Source organism: Paenarthrobacter sp. AMU7, from assembly GCF_041200195.1.
Taxonomy (GTDB): domain Bacteria; phylum Actinomycetota; class Actinomycetes; order Actinomycetales; family Micrococcaceae; genus Arthrobacter.
Window position 1 is genome coordinate 1,399,569 of record NZ_CP165735.1, and the last position, 15,940, is coordinate 1,415,508.

The window sequence follows — 15,940 nt, forward strand, 5'->3', positions numbered from 1 at the left end:
GTTTCCGGCAAGCATGGTCCAATGCTGAAACCCACGCCCCTGCCGTCGGAGATCGACCCGGATGGCTTCCTTGTCCGAGATGCGTACGCGGCTGGCGTACCCCGCGGGAGGTTGCAATCGGCGGGCCTCGTCACACCCAGCCGGGGAATCCGGCTCAACCGAAGCGATAGCCCCAACGTGGCGCTACTTGCACGACTGCATACGGCCATCACCCCCAGATGTGCGGTGAGCCATGTGACCGCGGCGCTCCTCTGGTCGATCCCACTTCCGATCTATCTGGAGGAGGAGGGCAACAACGGCGTTATCCATGTGACGCGTCGACACGAGATTGGGCGGGTTAAGCGTCGCGGTGTGGTGGGGCATCGGGCTCCGCTCTTGGCCAGGGATGTTCGTGTTGTGAACGGGGTCCAACTGACGTCGCCCGAGTGGACCTGGATGGATTTGGCCCGGCATATAGGGCGGTCTTCGCTTGTGGCCGCCGGAGACTTTCTGTTGGCCCGGGAGAATCCGTTGTCCTCCATCGAGGCGATCCAGGAAGTCATCGACCGGCGACCCAAGGTCAAGGGAATCAGAATGGCCCGGGAGATACTGCCGTTGCTGCGCGTTGGGGTCGACTCTCCGCAGGAATCCCGGCTGCGGTTGAAAATCGTCGACGCCGGCCTGCCGGAGCCAGCGGTCACGCAGCCCATCTTCGATGAGCACGGCAGGTACATATCCACGCCGGACCTCCAGTACAAGGAATACAAAATTGCCATGGAGTATGAGGGGGACCATCACCGCTCCGATCCCGTGCAATGGGGTAAGGACATCGAACGTGACGATCGGCTTCGGGCTATGGGATGGATCGTGCTCAGGTTCTCCGATGTCCAGATGAAAGGTGGATGGGCCAACGCGGAACGTAAGGTTCGCGATGCGTTGGTGTCGCGCGGGTGGCGAGGCCCGGCGTCGTAATTCTTGCGCACGGGTTGATGGGTGCGGAGTGGGCCTCGCAACGCAAGGGGCGGGATTTGTGTGGGGCCTGGTGTGCAGGGGTTGGGCGGGGTGCTGGGTGTGGAGCGGGCCTCGCAACGCAAGGGGCGGGATTTGTAGGGCCTGGTGTGCAGGGGTTGGGCGGGGTGCTGGGTGCGGAGTGGGCCTCGCAATGCAAGGGGCGGGATTTGTGGGGCCTGGTGTGCAGGGGTTGGGCGGGGTGTTGGGTGCGGAGTGGGCCTCGCAGTGTGGGGGCGGGATTTGTGGGGCCTGGTGTGCAGGGGTTGGGGAGGGTTGATGGGTGTGGAGTGGGCCTCGCAACGCAGGGGGCGGGACTTGTGGGGCCTGGTGTGCAGGGGTTGGGCGGGTTGATGGGTGCAGAGTGGGCCTCCCAACGCAGAGGGCTTCAAAGACGCAAAACGAGCCAGCCTACGAAACGCGATAAACTCTCCGTATCCCACACCCGCGACACCACCCGCGACTTCTACGCGAACTAAGACGGAGACTTTTGTGAGCTTGACGCAGCTTGACCGTGTTCCCATCCGCCGTGCACTGATCTCGGTTTACGACAAGACGGGACTGGAGGAGCTCGCGAGGGGCCTGCACGCAGCCGGCGTCGCCATTGTTTCCACCGGCTCCACCGCCAAGAAGATCGCCGCCGCAGGCATTCCGGTCAAGGAAGTCGAAGAAGTCACCGGCTCCCCGGAAATGCTGGACGGCCGCGTCAAGACCCTGCATCCGCGCGTGCACGGCGGCATCCTGGCCGACCGCCGCGTCCCGTCCCACATGGACACCCTTGCGGGCATGGAGATCGAAACCTTCGACCTCGTGGTGGTGAACCTGTACCCGTTCGTCGAGACCGTGAAGTCCGGCGCAGCGCAGGACGACGTTGTTGAGCAGATCGACATCGGAGGCCCCGCGATGGTGCGTTCGGCCGCTAAGAACCACGCCGCCGTCGCCATTGTCACGGACCCCAACTTCTACGGCGAAGTGGTTGCCGCAGCACAGGAAGGCGGCTTCGACCTGAACACCCGCCGCCGCCTTGCTGCCAAGGCCTTTGCGCACACGGCCAGCTACGACAATGCTGTTGCTTCCTGGACCGCCAGCCAGTTCCTGGACGAAGACGGCGACGGCATCATCGACTGGCCCGCCTATGCCGGCCTGTCGCTGGAACGCTCCGAGGTCCTCCGCTACGGCGAAAACCCGCACCAGCAGGCGGCTCTCTACGTGGACAAGGCTGCTCCGGCCGGCATCGCCCAGGCCGACCAGCTGCACGGCAAGGCCATGAGCTACAACAACTTCGTCGACGCCGATGCCGCCCTGCGCGCTGCCTTCGACTTCGCCGAGCCGGCTGTCGCGATCATCAAGCACGCCAACCCTTGCGGTGTAGCTGTCGGTTCCGCCGACGCCGCAGACCCGATCGCCGACGCCCACGCCAAGGCCCACGCCTGCGACCCTGTTTCCGCCTTCGGTGGCGTCATCGCTGCGAACCGCACCGTCACCGCCGGCATGGCCCGCACGGTTGCCGACATCTTCACCGAGGTTGTCATCGCCCCGGACTTCGAGCCCGAAGCCGTGGAGATCCTTTCCAAGAAGAAGAACATCCGCCTCCTCGCCCTGCCCGAGGGCTACGGCCGCTACCCCTCCGAGATGCGCCAGGTTTCCGGCGGCGTCCTGGTCCAGATGAGCGACAAGGTAGATGCCGACGGCGACAACCCCGCCAACTGGACCCTCGCTGCCGGCGAAGCCGCCGACGAAGCAACGCTCGCGGACCTCGCCTTTGCCTGGACTGCTTGCCGCGCTGCCAAGTCCAACGCCATCCTGATCGCTAACCACGGTGCAGCCGTGGGCATCGGCATGGGCCAGGTCAACCGCCTGGACTCCTGCCGCCTGGCCGTCGAGCGCGCCAACACGCTGGGCGTGACGGTAGAGTCCGACGTCGAAGGTGCCGGCGGCGCGTCCAACACCAGCGGTGCCAACGCACCTGAGCGCGCCCGCGGCGCCGTTGCATCCTCGGACGCGTTCTTCCCGTTCGCTGACGGCCTGCAGATCCTGATCGACGCCGGTGTCCGCGCCGTCGTCCAGCCGGGCGGTTCCGTCCGCGACGAGGAAGTCATCGCCGCAGCCAACGCTGCAGGCATCACGATGTACTTCACCGGCGCACGCCACTTCTTCCACTAGAGGAAGAGCCCGCCAGGGCCCAGGCAGAAAGCACCACAACGCAACGGCGGCCGCCCCCGGGAGGGGACGGCCGCCGTCGTGCTTTATCCGCACATACTTAACAGGGACGTGCCAGCAAAAGAGGGTCCGCTACGAAGCCGCTGCCGCGGTGTTGTACGTGGACTGGATCACGGTGCCCCAGTAGGGGCCGTACATGGTGGTGGAGTTGCTGCCGTATCCGTAGCTGTTCACGGAGTTCTGGTAGCCGGAGGAGCTGGTGCCGATGAACCACGGACCGCCCGAGGAACCACCGGTCATGTTGCAGGGGATTCCCTGGCTGTTGAACTGCGGGTTGTAGGGATCATTGGTTGCCTTGCCGGAGCAGCTCTTGAGCGATTCACCGTTGAAGGGCGAGCCTGCCGGGTAGCCGAAGGCCTTGTAGCTCAGGCCGCGGGCGGCGTTGAACTGGACGCCGGAGGCCCCGACGACGTCGGCGAGCTTCTGGCCGTTGAGGGTGTTGACCACGGCGAAAGCGGTGTCGTACTGCATGTTGCCGTTGGAGGCCCACTGGGTGGGGGCGTACAGCGCCTTTGCCGTCCACTTCCCGTAGGGTGCGGCACCGTTGAGGTAAGCCGGGACAAACACGAAGTTGGTGGCGTACGCGCCCGGGCCTTCGTTGAGGCAGTGGCCTGCAGTGGAGACCGTGCTCTTGTTGGTCGAGGTGACGGAGTTGCCGGAGCAAACGTAGTTGGAGCCACCCAGGGTGAAGAAGACCTTGCCGATGTGCTTGACGGGGGTTTCGCTCTGGTTGACCTTGCGGTCGATGGTCTTGGAGTCGGTGGTGGCCTGCTGGCCTGCGATGCTGCTGAGGGCGCCGGGGGCTTCGGTGACCGGGGCTTTGCCGACGTTGAGGAGCTTGCCGCGGTCAAGTGCTTTGGCCGCGAGGATTTCGCCGGACTTGGCATTTTTCATGCGCTCCGGCGTCCAGTAGTCTGCAGCGCCGGTGTCCGACACTACATGGCTGCTGACCGCAGCGCCGCTGGAGTCTGCGTTCTGGGCCGGTGCCGCGTTGGCGCTGGTGGTTCCAACCAGCGCCAGGATTGCGGCAGCGGACAGACTCAGCAGGCTTGTGGCCAGGGTCTTGGTTTTCGTCACGTTGTTCCTACCTATCGAGGGAGTGAGGCGGCCAGTGATGGCGACCGCCGACTGACGGAATTGAAGGTATCGAACGTATGACAAGTTTGTAAAGAGATGTTTCATAGTTTGTGATAATTTGGTGTCACTTCCTCGTCAAGTGGCGCGGTCCCTTTGGTGATCCCCGTGACAGCCCGTGGCAGGAGGCCGTCAGTGGTCTTTGACCGTGACTCTGTCAGGGAGGGGCTTGGGCGTGACGCCAGGCCATGAACCGTCCTGTGAGAGCAGGGATAGATTGCGCGCTCCCTCGGGATCGTCGGCGCTGAGCGGGATGATGATGGTGTTGTGCTGCGAAGGAGCCGAGGGCTGTCCGCCCATCCAGGCTGATCCCACGCCTGCAGTGGAGAGGTCGAAGAACGGCTCCCCGTCAGCGGTTCGGGCGCTGATCTGAATCTGGGTGTTGGGCATGTAACCCTCGCCTACAGACCAAACGTTCCGGACGATGTAATCGACCAGCAAATCGCCGTAAAGAACGGTGTAACCAGGGTCGATGGCTATCTGTACGGAGTATCCGGTGTTGCCCTTCACGTTGGGGGGACCTCCTCCGGCGAAGCCAGTCACCGAGATCCCGGGGACGGCGTCGATTGCTTCGCGGGCTTCGGCCATCGTCTGGCCGGTGTCGGCATCGTGCGGGATGGTCTCCCGGGGTGTCGGCGCCGGGACAGCGCAAGCTGTCAGCGCGAGGAGAATCCCGGCCGCCAGGGCGGTCAGCCAGGCAGTAAGGGAGGTGGGTCGAATGGTGCGGGTCATGACTTCACTATGTTCGGTTTAGCGGTGAATGAGATGCTGGCGCGCCCGGGGACCAGACATTTGCAGGCAACCAGCCTGCAGGCAACCAGCTCTCCGCAACCAGGGTCCGACGGCGGCGGGCAGCAGCGGCGGTCAGGCCGCCGTCGGACGTTATCGCCGGAGAGTGGTAACGAACACGTGATCCCGGACACGAAGGGCCGCCTTATCCGTCTACTCGGGTAAGTTAGGAGATGTTGAAATCTGCAGACTTTCAGGGAGAACCCCGCCAATGGCCAAGATTATCTATACCCACACAGACGAAGCGCCGATGCTGGCAACGTACTCATTCCTGCCGATTGTGGAAGCGTACGCCTCGACCGCAGGTGTAGAGGTGGAGACCCGCGACATTTCGCTGGCCGGCCGCATCATCGCCGTTTTCGGCGATTTCCTGACCGAAGAGCAGCGTACGGGCAACGCCCTGGCTGAACTTGGTGAACTGGCAAAGCAGCCGGAAGCCAACATCATCAAGCTGCCCAACATCAGCGCCTCCGTGCCGCAGCTCAAGGCTGCCATCGCCGAACTCCAGGCCCAGGGCTACGCCCTCCCGGACTACCCGGACAACCCCTCCTCGGACACCGAAACGGACATCCGCTCGCGCTACGACAAGATCAAGGGCTCCGCTGTGAACCCGGTGCTGCGCGAAGGCAACTCCGACCGCCGCGCACCCTTGTCGGTGAAGAACTACGCCCGCCAGAACCCGCACTCCATGGGCGCCTGGACCCCGGAGTCCAAGACCAACGTTGCCACCATGGGCGAGAACGACTTCCGCTCCAACGAGAAGTCCGTTGTTCTCAAGGCCGACGACTCCCTGACCATCCAGCTGGTCCGCGAAGACGGCACCACCAAGGTCCTCAAGAAGGACTTCCCCGTCCTGGCCGGCGAAGTTGTTGACGCAACTGTCCTGCGCGCCGACGCCCTGGACGAGTTCCTCAAGGCACAGGTTGCCCGCGCCAAAGAAGAGGGCGTCCTCTTCTCGGCACACCTGAAGGCCACCATGATGAAGGTCTCGGACCCCATCATCTTCGGCCACGTGGTCAAGGCCTACTTCTCCGAGCTGTTCGACACCTACGGCAAGCAGCTCGCAGCCGCAGGCATCAGCCCGAACAATGGCCTCGCAGCCATCCTCAGCGGCCTGGAAGACCTGCCCGAGGACGTCCGTGAAGGCGTCAAGGCAGCCATCACCAAGGGCCTCGAAGACGGTCCCGCACTGGCCATGGTCGATTCCGACAAGGGCATCACCAGCCTGCACGTCCCTTCGGACATCATCGTTGACGCTTCCATGCCTGCCATGATCCGTTCCTCCGGCCACATGTGGGGCCCGGACGGCAAGGAAGCCGACACCCTGGCGGTCATCCCGGACAGCTCCTACGCCGGCATCTACCAGGTTGTCCTGGACGACTGCCGCGCCAACGGTGCTTTCGATCCCACCACCATGGGCACTGTTCCCAACGTGGGCCTCATGGCGCAAGCAGCCGAAGAATACGGCAGCCACGACAAGACCTTCGAGATCCAGGCAGCCGGCACCGTCCAGCTCGTGGACAGCAAGGGCACGGTCCTCACCGAGCACCAGGTCTTCCCGGGCGACATCTGGCGTGCATGCCAGACCAAGGACATCCCGGTCCGCGACTGGGTCAAACTGGCCGTCACCCGCGCCCGCGCCTCCCAGACCCCGGCCGTGTTCTGGCTGGACGAGACCCGTGCGCACGACGCCAACCTGATCGCCAAGGTCAACGAGTACCTCAAGGAACACGACACCGAGGGCCTCGAGATCAAGATCCTCTCCCCGGTTGAGGCCACGGCCTTCACCCTGGAGCGAATCCGCAAGGGCGAGGACACCATCTCCGTCACGGGTAACGTCCTCCGCGACTACCTCACGGACCTGTTCCCGATCCTCGAGCTCGGCACCAGTGCCAAGATGCTCTCCATCGTTCCGCTGATCAACGGTGGCGGCCTGTTCGAGACCGGCGCCGGTGGCTCCGCTCCCAAGCACGTCCAGCAGCTGGTCAAGGAAAACCACCTCCGCTGGGACAGCCTGGGCGAATTCCTTGCCCTGGCAGTCAGCTTCGAGCACCTTGCCACCACCACGGGCAACGCCCGCGCCCAGGTCCTGGCTGACACGCTGGACCGCGCAACGGGTACGTTCCTGCTGGAAAACAAGTCCCCGCGCCGCAGCGTCGGCGAGCTGGACAACCGCGGAAGCCACTTCTACCTGGCCACCTACTGGGCTCAGGAGCTGGCCAAGCAGACCGAAGACGCCGAGTTGGCCCAGGACTTCGCAGCAATCGCTGACGCCCTGACCTCCAACGAAGAGGCCATTGTCGGCGAGCTGGCCGCAGTCCAGGGTCCCGCCGTCGATCTGGGCGGTTACTACCGTCCGGACGCCGCCAAGGCCGCTGAGATCATGCGCCCGTCCGCTACGTTCAACAAGGTCCTTGCTGACCTGAAGAAGTAGTCTCCGCAAAGCGAAACTGGCCCGCAGGCGTTGCCTGCGGGCCAGTTTGCTTTTAAGACCCTGTTCAGCGCTCGGCCAGGAACCGCTCCGGTGCCACGCCGCCGTCGACGATGTCCTTCAGCACCCGGCCAATGGCCGGCGTGAACTTGAACCCATGTCCGGAGAAGCCGGCACCCACCACCAGCGGACCGAAACGGTCCAGCACAAAGTCCTCGTTGGGCGTGGTGGTGTAGGTGCAGCTGATGGGTACCGCGGTGGAAGGGTCGACGCCGGGAAGCCACTCTTCTGCGTACCGCACCAACGCCTCGAGCTGCTGGGGGATGGGCTCGAAGGTGCGCTCGTCGGGGTCCATGACGGGACCGACTCCGTGCCAGCCTGCTTTCACGCCTTCGCCGGGAGTGAGCATGCCGTAGACGGGGCTGAACCAGTATTCGTAGAGTTCGTTGTTCGGATCGGGGTCCGGGTTGTGGTTGAAGCTGGGCCACACCAGGGTGTTGTCCGTCGGGGTGAAGTGAGCGGGTTGCTCCTGGGTCACCACCAACGCGGGGAGCTTGACGAGTCCGTTCAACACCTTCGTCGTCCAGGCGCCCGCTGTCACCACCACGCGGGTTGCTGTGTATTCGGTCTCCTCCGTCACCACCACTACCGTTTCGGCCCCATCGATGCGGATGTCGCGGACCGGCGTAGAGTACTTGAAGACGGCGCCATGGGCTTCAGCGGATTCCCGCAGCGCCACCAGGGCATCTGCCGAACGGATCCGACCGGAACCCGGCACGAACAGGACATCGGTGGCGAAGTTCATTCCCCGCCAGCGGTTGGCGGCCTCGTCGGCCGAGATGAAGTAGCTCTCGATGCCGCGCTCCTGGTGGGCCGCGTGGATCAGTTCCAGCTTGGGCACGTTGCCGTGGTTCGCCAATCCCACCATGTCCAGCAGGGGAGCGCCGTGCTGGGCTGCGAGTTCGTCCCAGAGCGTTTTGGATTCGGCCAGGAGATCCAGGTAATCAGCCTCGGCGTACGCGGTATTGAAGTTGCGGGTGGCGCCGTGGGAAGCACCAATGTGGTGTCCGGCTTCGAACTGCTCCAGCAGGACCACGGAACGGCCCGCCCGGGCGAGTTGCCATGCGGCCGCCGATCCCATGGCTCCTCCGCCAACAACTACAACGTCAACCTGCATGCCTGCTCCATCCACCGTTGGCCCTCTTGAGAATCGCACCCCCCGAAGAGGGCCACCTCCCATTCTGCCCCCACTCACCCAACTGAGTCGCAGCAAACGTCGTAATGGGGGCGCATTGGAGCGTTTGCTGTGACTCAGTTGGGCCAGAGCGGGGGTGTTACGCGGCCAGGCGCCTGCGGATCCACGCGGAGAACTGGTCCACCACGATGATCAGCACCAACACGATCAGGATGTGGGTGAGCATGGAGTCGAACTGGAACGACTTGATGGACTGGTTGATCAGCAGCCCGATGCCGCCGGCTCCCACCAGCCCGAGGACCAGCGAGGACCGCACGTTGACGTCGAAGCGGTACAGCAGCAGGCCCACGAACTGGGGGACCACCATGGGCAGCGTGGCATTGGCGACCTGCTGGATCCTGTTGGCACCGGCTGTGCGGAGTGCCTCCTGCGGCCCGGCATCGATTTCCTCCATGGACTCGGCCCACAGCTTCCCCATGACACCCGTGTTGTGGCAGATCAAGGCGAGCACGCCGGCAAAGGGACCGAGCCCCACTGCTGTGACGAAGATCAGCGCAAACACGATGTCCGGTACAGCCCGGAAGAACGACAAGACAGCCCGCGCTGCCTGGTACACGAGCCGATGCGGACTGGTGTTCCCAGCAGCCAGGGCCGCGAGCAGCAGGGCGAACGGCACGGACAACGTGGTTCCCAGCAGGCCAATCCACAGCGTCACCAGCGTCGCTTCGAGGCCGGGCTTGAGTGTCTTCTCCCAGCTCAGGTCCGGCGGGAACGCGTCGCCAATGAAGGCTGCCATGCCTTTCCAGCCGTCAACCAGGAGTTCCGGTTTGAAGTCCGTCCCCTCGATGGCCACGGCGTGAAGTCCGACGACGGCGGCTGCCACTGCCGCCGTCGTGATCCACCGCAGTGGCTTCTTGGGGCGGACCAGTGCCACGCGGGTTGTGCCGGTGGAGCCACGGCGGGCGACGGCCGGGGTCAAAGTGTGGGGAGTCATGCGGCCTGGGTCCTGTCTGAAACGACACTGTCTGAAACGTCCCGGTCCGGGGCATACAACGTGTCGAGATGATCGGCTGTGACCTCTGTGGAGGGGAGGTCGAAGGTCATGGAGCCCTGGAGCAGCCCGATGGACCGGTCGGCGTAGCGCAGCGCGAGATCGGGCTGATGCAGGACTGCGGCCACTGCCAGCCCTTCGGAGTGGGCGAGTTCACGCAGCAGAGCCATCACTTGCTCTGCGGCGTGCGGGTCCAGTGCGGAGACAGGTTCGTCGGCGAGTACGACGTCGGCCCGCTGGCAGAGTGCCCGGGCTACGGCGACGCGCTGCTGCTGTCCGCCGGAAAGGCGGCCCACCCGGTCGAAGGCGCGATCGGCCAAGCCCACGCGGTCCAGACAGTCGAGGGCTTCCTGCTGGACGTCGGCCGGAAACAGCAGAGGACTGAGGGAGCGAACCGTGGGGATGCGGGCCAAGGCGCCGGCGCAGACGTTGTCCAACGCCGTGCGCCGGGGGACCAGATGGATCTTCTGGAAAATCATGGCCATGCGTTGGCGGGCTTGCTGCAGGTCACGCCCTTGGAGGGTTTCCAGCGCAGTTCCGTCGATGCTGATGCTGCCGGAATCCGGAGCGGTGATACCCATGACGCAGCGCAGTGTGGTGGACTTTCCGGAGCCATTGGCGCCCAGGAACGCTACGAGTTCGCCGGCTGCAACGGAGAAGTCCACGCCTTGAAGGACATTCCTGCCGCTGAAGGACTTCCGCAATCCTCGGACGGCGAGAAGGGGGTCAGGCATTACAGATCCTTCTCGGTGAGGCCCATGGTCTCGGCGAGTTCGAACAGCGGCGTGTAGTTGTCCTTGGTGACTTCCAGCAGCGGGCCCGGAGGGGTGACGTCCAGGAACTCGCCCACCTTGGCCACGTCGGCGGGCTCCAGGCTGAGGAAAGCGTCCTTGACGGCTGCCTTGAACGCGGGGTCCGCGTCGCCGCGCACGGTGATGGGGTCGTTGGGGATGGGGTTGGACGTCCACACCTGGCGGAAGTCGTCCTTCTTGAAGGTGCCTGCGGCAATGGCGGTGGCCAACGTCTGGGAGTTGATCTCCGCTGCATCAACCTTGCCGTTGGTCAGCGCGAGCAGGGCTTCAGGATGACCGCCCGTGTAGTCCATCGTGATGTCGGCGTCGGCGATTCCGGCTTCACGGAGGCCGAAGCGGGGCAGGACGTCGCCCGAGGTGGATCCGACGCTGCCCAGGGCGAGGGACTTACCCTTCAAATCCCCGATGGCCTGGATCGGGCTGTCCTTGGCAACCCAAATCCCGGCCGTGTACGTGCTGAGTTCCTTCTCGGCAGTGCCAAAGGAAACCAGCGGCTCGGCGCCGGCCTTGGCATCAGCGAATACGTAGCCCAGCGGGCCGAACTGGCCCAGGTCCAGTTTGCCGTTGCGCATGGCCAGGACCTCGGCAGCGTAGTCCTCAACCACCTGGACGCTGACGGGGCATTCGAGCTTCTTGGACAGCGCGGCCGCAAGGACGTCGTACGCGGGCTTCAGCTTGGCCGGGTCTTCGTACGGCTCGATGCCGAACTTGATCTCCCCGTTGGGGCAGGTGGCGGACGTCGCCTCAGGTGAGGACTGGGCTGAACCGCCACAGGCGGTAAGCGCCAGAACGGTAGCGAGGGCAAGCGCGGAACCGGTGAAGAGCGGGGTTTTCATGGGAATCCTTATGCGAAGGGGATGGGGAGAACGGGAAAATTCAGGACAAGATGAGTCAGTACAGGCGCGATACGTTGCGGTGTGCCAAACCGAAGGACAGGGTCATGCCCACGCCGGAGGTCACGGACACCACCGTGACGCCGGGCTGAACCTCGCGGACCAGGATGGGTGCTACGTCGGAGGAAGCGTAGATGCCTTGCCACCGCTGGATGATCTCCAGTGGTTCGCCGATCCGGCCGGTGATTTCGGCGTTGAGCGTGGAGGTGACACCCTCATCCAGGAAGGGATCGGCGGTGCGGTGGTAGTGGTGGGAATCGCCCAGTATGACCGTGCCGTCCGGGCGTTGGGTGAACATGACGTTGGCGCCGATCTCCAGCAATTCGGGCTGGTTCTCCAACACCTCGGAGCGGAGGGCTGCAGCGGCGGGCATGTCCGTGAACGCCGGGTACCGGAGCATGGACGTTGCGGTGAGGACTGCGGGAGCGAATTCGACGCCGGAAGGCTTGGCCGCCAGCGACATCTGCAGAGCACACCGCTGGATCCGGTGTTCTTCGGCGAGGTCCGGGAAGAGGTAGTCGACGTCGTGGCCCACACATACAAAGACCTGCTTGGCACGAAGCCCGCCGCGCGACGTCTGGACGGTGACGCCCTCCGAGGATCCGCTGAAGCCCAGTGCGGCGGTGTTCCAGTAAAGGTCGACGCCGGGCTGCCGGCTCAGCCATTCGGCTAACGTTGCGACCGTGGTGCGGGGGTCGACGCGGAGGTCGTCCCGGAGGAAGGCGCCGCCAACGAGGCCCGGCCACTGAGCGCCCGAAGTGCCGCCGTCGTCGTGTGCTTCTTCCACAGCGAAAGCCGAGGTGCCCAGCCGTTCCCGGGTCCCGGCGGGGGAGAGCAGCTCGACTTGTCCAGGCTCGCGCACCTCGGAGAGTTCGCGGAGGACGTCCATCTCCGCCTCGGTGCGGGCCAGGACGACGGCACCGGATTCGGCGGCCCAGAATCCGGCGTGCTCGGCGAACTCCAGCCAGTACTTCCGCGAGGTCTGTGCGAGTTCGTAGAGCTCACCGGACTGCGCGGTGATGCAGCAATGGCCGAAGTTGCGGACGGAGGCGCCGGCGGCATGGTGGTCGCGCTCGATGATGGTGACGGTCAGGCCGTTGGCAACAGCGTGGGCGGCATGCGCCAGGCCCACGATTCCGGCACCGACAATGATGACATCGGTGGCCTGGTTCGCGGTCCTGTTGGCGGTAGTGGGGGAAGTGCTTGGGTTGTTCACACCACTGACAATGTCGGCTTCGGGAGACTGAATCAAGCCAAAATGGCACTTGTATATACAAGTTAACCTATTTTTAACTTCTGTTCATGTGAGTTCATGCCAAGTTCACCTATAGGCCCTGAAAACAGCTGTTTTCCCACGAGCAGACTTGTATTATCAACTGGTGACCACACAGACGAACGCGCCCCTCCACGTCAAGCTGAGCGAAGAATTCATGCGCCGGATCAACGACGGCGACTGGCCGCCGGGCTTCCAACTGCCCAGTGAAGCGGAGCTGTGCCGCGAGTTCGGGACGTCGCGTGGCCCGATCCGTCAGGCGCTCGCGTTCCTCCGTTCCGAAGGTGCTGTCACAGGCGGACGGGGGCGCCCTCCCATGGTTCGCTCGTCTGTGCCGTCGCAGTCGTTCTCCACGTTCAACTCGTTCACTGAGTGGGCCAGCGGGATCGGAAAAAAGCCCGGCCAGCGGACACTCGAAGTGGCACGGCGCGAAGCCAGTCCGGAAGCCGCTGAGGCACTCGGCCTGATGCCTGGCACCACTGTGGTGGAGGTCCTTCGCGTCCGTTACCTGGACGAGGCGCCGGCCATGATCGAGCGCACCACTTTCATTTTGGACGTGGGACGCAAGCTGTTCGACTTCGACACCGACTCCGGGTCCATCTTCGCGTTCCTCAAAGAGCAGGGTGTAGACCTGCACAGTGCGCGCCACACCATCGACGCCGTTGCTGCCAGTGACGAGGACGCCGAACTGTTGGAGCAACCCGAAGGTATTCCGCTTCTGCGTGAACGCCGCATCACCCGCTCCGCCGACGGGCAGCCCTTGGAATACTCCGAGGACCGCTACCTGCCGGCACTGACCAACTTCACCATCGACAACACCGTGGAGCGCAGGGCCGCCCTGGTCCGCATCCACACTGAAGGAGCCACCCCATGATCGAGCTTGTTGCCTGCGATATGGCCGGAACCACCATCGACGAACACGGCGATGTGTACGTAGCCCTTGCCCGCTGCGTTGAGGAAACCGGGGTGACCACCACACCTGAGGCTGTGCAGGAATGGATGGGCGCGGACAAGGTTGAGGCCATCACGGCGCTCATTGAAGCCGGTGGGGGAGCGGCCACCCCGGAAGTAGTGGCGGCCGCATTCAAGCGCTTCAAGGAATTGCTCGTGGAGTTCTACGACGCCAACCCGCCAGTCGCGCTGGAGGGCGTGGAAGACGCCTTCCGCGCACTCCGCAGCCAAGGCATCAAAGTGGCCCTGACAACCGGATTTTCCCGCGACGTTGCCGAACCCCTCCTGGAGCGGCTGGGCTGGAGCGTCGATGACGATACGCTGCTGGACGCTGTCGTCTGCTCCGACGAAGTAGCCGCCGGACGACCGGCACCACACATGATTCACCGGGCCATGGAACTGACCGGAGTCCAGGACGTCCGCGCTGTGATGGCCGCGGGCGACACCGTGAATGACCTCGCCGCTGCCAACAACGCCGGCGTCACGGCCGTGGGCGTCCTGACCGGCAAACTGGGCCGCGAAGACCTGTCCGTGCACCCACACCACCACATCCTGGACGGCGTGAAGGACATTCCGGCGCTGCTCTCCTGATCCTCAGCGTCGGGCCCGTACTGCCCGGCGTTTTGGCGCCCAGCCCCAGGCATGGAAGATTGGAACGCGTGAAATTCCTTCACCCGTCACCCAAGTCCTCCGCCCGGGGCGTCACCATCCTGCGCGTGGTTTTCGGCGCGCTCATCATGGTCCACGGCATCCAGAAGCTCATGGCCGGGCACGCTGCCTTTGCTGCGTCGGTTGCCGCCATGGGCGTGCAGAAGCCGGAGCTCGTGGCGTGGCTGGTGATCGCCGGCGAGTTGGGCCTGGGCCTGCTTCTGGTCCTCGGCGCCCTGACCCGCGTGGCAGGGTTCCTTGCCGCCATCATGTTTGCTGGAATCTGGTTCGTTACCGAGGCCGGCAAACCCTTGCTCACGGACAAGGCAGGGGTGACTGCAGAGCTCCTGATCATCTACGCAGCAATCTCGGTGGCGTTCGTCTTCCTGGGACCCGGAGCTTTGTCCTTGGACCGCAAGCTGGTCCGGCAATCAGCCGGCTCGCGGCGTTAGCCCTTCGGGACGCCTCACCGCGCGTCGTTCGGATACCGGATGCCCAGCTGGGAGCGCACGCCGTCGAAGAGGCGCATGACGTTGATGGAGTCCTCCAGCGGCATCACCGGGCTCTCAGTGAGGCCTTGCTGGATGCAGCGCGTCACTTCCCGGAGCTCGTACGTGTAGCCGGTACCCACCACATCGAAGTGCTCGTGTCGCGGTTCGTCCCAGCCGATCCGGATCATCAGCTCGCGAGGATTGTTCACTGAGCCAACGGTCTGCAGGAATCCGAGCCCGCCCGCAACGGTGGCTGTCCGGGGTCCGTGTGCCATCAGGGACGACGTCAGCTGAACCTGGGCACCACTGGAGTAGCCCAACGTCAGGGCGTTCTGGGTGTCCACGCCGTCGTCGTTGAGGGTGCCGATCGCGGTGACGGACTGCGGGAAACCCAGCGTGCCCAAGGCCCAGAGCAGCGGGTAGACGGTGATGTCCAGAAGTGCGCCACCACCATCATTGAGGGCCCAGATACGGGCCGAAGGGTCGTAGGGCGCCGGGAAGCCAAGATCCGCGCTGACCCATTGGATCTGTCCAAGCTCGCCGGAGGCAGCGATTTCGAACGCCCGCTGCATGCTCGGCAGGAAGCGGCTCCACACGGCCTCCATGAAGAACACGTTGTTCTCCCGGGCCATTTTCACCAGTTCGGAGGCCTCACGGGCGTTGATGGTGAGGGCCTTCTCGCAGAGCACGTGCTTGCCGGCACGCAGGGCGGCCGAGGCGATCAGGAAGTGCTGGGCATGGGGTGTGGCCACATAGACCACATCCACTGCGGGGTCCTCCACCAGGCGCTGGTAGCCGGGAACACCGCCGTCGTCCCCGTAGCCCTTGGCGAAACCCAGCGTGTGCGCGAACGCATCAGCGGCAGCCTGCGTCCGGGAACTCACGGCGTACAGCTCCGCATCTTCCAGCAGGGCCAGGTCCTTGGAAACACTGTTGGCAATGTTGCCTGTAGACACGACGCCCCACTTCAAGCGCTGGCCGGTAGCTGCCCGGGGATCCTGGTTGGTCTGGGTGGACAGCCATGGCACGGCGATAGGGAGAGTCATGTCTGACATCCTCTCATTT

At 64.4% G+C, this 15,940-nt stretch carries 14 protein-coding genes; 6 read left to right on the forward strand and 8 right to left on the reverse strand.

The features are described 5' to 3' along the window. Window positions 1-21: 21 nt before the first annotated feature. Together ABQM86_RS06535 and purH are read left to right on the forward strand one after the other, a co-directional pair. On the forward strand, window positions 22-951 hold the full coding sequence (locus ABQM86_RS06535; RefSeq protein WP_369746225.1) for an endonuclease domain-containing protein: 930 nt from the start codon (window positions 22-24) through the stop codon (window positions 949-951). Window positions 952-1,479: 528 nt separating this feature from the next. After that, window positions 1,480-3,150, forward strand: a complete 1,671-nt coding sequence (purH, locus tag ABQM86_RS06540; RefSeq protein ID WP_369746226.1) for a bifunctional phosphoribosylaminoimidazolecarboxamide formyltransferase/IMP cyclohydrolase — start codon at window positions 1,480-1,482, stop codon at window positions 3,148-3,150. A gap of 129 nt (window positions 3,151-3,279) precedes the next feature. Here the strand turns inward: purH and ABQM86_RS06545 are convergent, their stop codons facing one another. Continuing rightward, window positions 3,280-4,389: a serine protease gene (locus tag ABQM86_RS06545; protein WP_369746227.1), complete on the reverse strand. Its 1,110-nt coding sequence runs from the start codon at window positions 4,387-4,389 to the stop codon at window positions 3,280-3,282. Window positions 4,390-4,473: 84 nt separating this feature from the next. Continuing rightward, the gene (locus tag ABQM86_RS06550; protein ID WP_369746228.1) at window positions 4,474-5,073 is read right to left on the reverse strand and encodes a hypothetical protein; all 600 of its coding nucleotides are present in this window, start codon (window positions 5,071-5,073) and stop codon (window positions 4,474-4,476) included. A gap of 268 nt (window positions 5,074-5,341) precedes the next feature. On the opposite strand from ABQM86_RS06550, the gene ABQM86_RS06555 reads away from it, so the two are divergent. Then, entirely contained in the window at window positions 5,342-7,564 is a 2,223-nt protein-coding gene (locus tag ABQM86_RS06555) for an NADP-dependent isocitrate dehydrogenase (protein ID WP_207596728.1), read from the forward strand. Window positions 7,565-7,628: 64 nt separating this feature from the next. On the opposite strand, the gene ABQM86_RS06560 is transcribed toward ABQM86_RS06555, so the two are convergent. The 5 genes from ABQM86_RS06560 to ABQM86_RS06580 all read right to left on the reverse strand — a co-directional run bounded on the left by ABQM86_RS06560 (window position 7,629) and on the right by ABQM86_RS06580 (window position 12,764). Continuing rightward, entirely contained in the window at window positions 7,629-8,738 is a 1,110-nt protein-coding gene (locus ABQM86_RS06560; protein WP_207596729.1) for an FAD-dependent oxidoreductase, read from the reverse strand. A gap of 157 nt (window positions 8,739-8,895) precedes the next feature. Further along, complete coding sequence (phnE, locus tag ABQM86_RS06565) at window positions 8,896-9,750, reverse strand: phosphonate ABC transporter, permease protein PhnE (protein ID WP_337339496.1); 855 nt, start codon at window positions 9,748-9,750, stop codon at window positions 8,896-8,898. Continuing rightward, window positions 9,747-10,541 (reverse strand): phosphonate ABC transporter ATP-binding protein, encoded by a 795-nt coding sequence (locus ABQM86_RS06570; protein ID WP_337339497.1) that lies wholly within the window; start codon window positions 10,539-10,541, stop codon window positions 9,747-9,749. The genes phnE and ABQM86_RS06570 overlap by 4 nt, the downstream gene beginning before the upstream one ends. Then, the gene (locus tag ABQM86_RS06575; protein ID WP_207596732.1) at window positions 10,541-11,455 is read right to left on the reverse strand and encodes a phosphate/phosphite/phosphonate ABC transporter substrate-binding protein; all 915 of its coding nucleotides are present in this window, start codon (window positions 11,453-11,455) and stop codon (window positions 10,541-10,543) included. The genes ABQM86_RS06570 and ABQM86_RS06575 overlap by 1 nt, the downstream gene beginning before the upstream one ends. A 55-nt stretch (window positions 11,456-11,510) precedes the next feature. Beyond that, complete coding sequence (locus ABQM86_RS06580; protein ID WP_369746229.1) at window positions 11,511-12,764, reverse strand: TIGR03364 family FAD-dependent oxidoreductase; 1,254 nt, start codon at window positions 12,762-12,764, stop codon at window positions 11,511-11,513. Between the two features lie 127 nt (window positions 12,765-12,891). Here ABQM86_RS06580 and ABQM86_RS06585 point away from each other — a divergent pair, with 127 nt between their 5' ends. The 3 genes from ABQM86_RS06585 (at window position 12,892) to ABQM86_RS06595 (ending at window position 14,836) form a co-directional block, all read left to right on the forward strand. After that, window positions 12,892-13,659: a GntR family transcriptional regulator gene (locus ABQM86_RS06585; RefSeq protein WP_207596733.1), complete on the forward strand. Its 768-nt coding sequence runs from the start codon at window positions 12,892-12,894 to the stop codon at window positions 13,657-13,659. Beyond that, a complete protein-coding gene (locus ABQM86_RS06590; protein ID WP_369746230.1) occupies window positions 13,656-14,327 on the forward strand; it encodes a phosphonatase-like hydrolase in 672 nt (223 codons plus the stop codon). Before ABQM86_RS06585 ends, ABQM86_RS06590 begins: the two co-directional genes overlap by 4 nt. Before the next feature lie 68 nt (window positions 14,328-14,395). Further along, the gene (locus ABQM86_RS06595; protein WP_369746231.1) at window positions 14,396-14,836 is read left to right on the forward strand and encodes a DoxX family protein; all 441 of its coding nucleotides are present in this window, start codon (window positions 14,396-14,398) and stop codon (window positions 14,834-14,836) included. Window positions 14,837-14,850: 14 nt separating this feature from the next. Here the strand turns inward: ABQM86_RS06595 and ABQM86_RS06600 are convergent, their stop codons facing one another. Next, window positions 14,851-15,921 (reverse strand): Gfo/Idh/MocA family protein, encoded by a 1,071-nt coding sequence (locus tag ABQM86_RS06600; RefSeq protein WP_369746232.1) that lies wholly within the window; start codon window positions 15,919-15,921, stop codon window positions 14,851-14,853. Window positions 15,922-15,940: the final 19 nt, after the last annotated feature.

Coding starts and splice junctions, on each gene's coding strand:
- ABQM86_RS06535 (WP_369746225.1), top strand. CDS start 22: ATGCTGAAACCCACGCCCCTGCCGTCGGAGATCGACCCGGATGGCTTC.
- ABQM86_RS06545 (WP_369746227.1), bottom strand. CDS start 4,389: ATGAAACATCTCTTTACAAACTTGTCATACGTTCGATACCTTCAATTC.
- ABQM86_RS06550 (WP_369746228.1), bottom strand. CDS start 5,073: ATGACCCGCACCATTCGACCCACCTCCCTTACTGCCTGGCTGACCGCC.
- ABQM86_RS06555 (WP_207596728.1), top strand. CDS start 5,342: ATGGCCAAGATTATCTATACCCACACAGACGAAGCGCCGATGCTGGCA.
- ABQM86_RS06560 (WP_207596729.1), bottom strand. CDS start 8,738: ATGCAGGTTGACGTTGTAGTTGTTGGCGGAGGAGCCATGGGATCGGCG.
- phnE (WP_337339496.1), bottom strand. CDS start 9,750: ATGACTCCCCACACTTTGACCCCGGCCGTCGCCCGCCGTGGCTCCACC.
- ABQM86_RS06570 (WP_337339497.1), bottom strand. CDS start 10,541: ATGCCTGACCCCCTTCTCGCCGTCCGAGGATTGCGGAAGTCCTTCAGC.
- ABQM86_RS06575 (WP_207596732.1), bottom strand. CDS start 11,455: ATGAAAACCCCGCTCTTCACCGGTTCCGCGCTTGCCCTCGCTACCGTT.
- ABQM86_RS06590 (WP_369746230.1), top strand. CDS start 13,656: ATGATCGAGCTTGTTGCCTGCGATATGGCCGGAACCACCATCGACGAA.
- ABQM86_RS06600 (WP_369746232.1), bottom strand. CDS start 15,921: ATGACTCTCCCTATCGCCGTGCCATGGCTGTCCACCCAGACCAACCAG.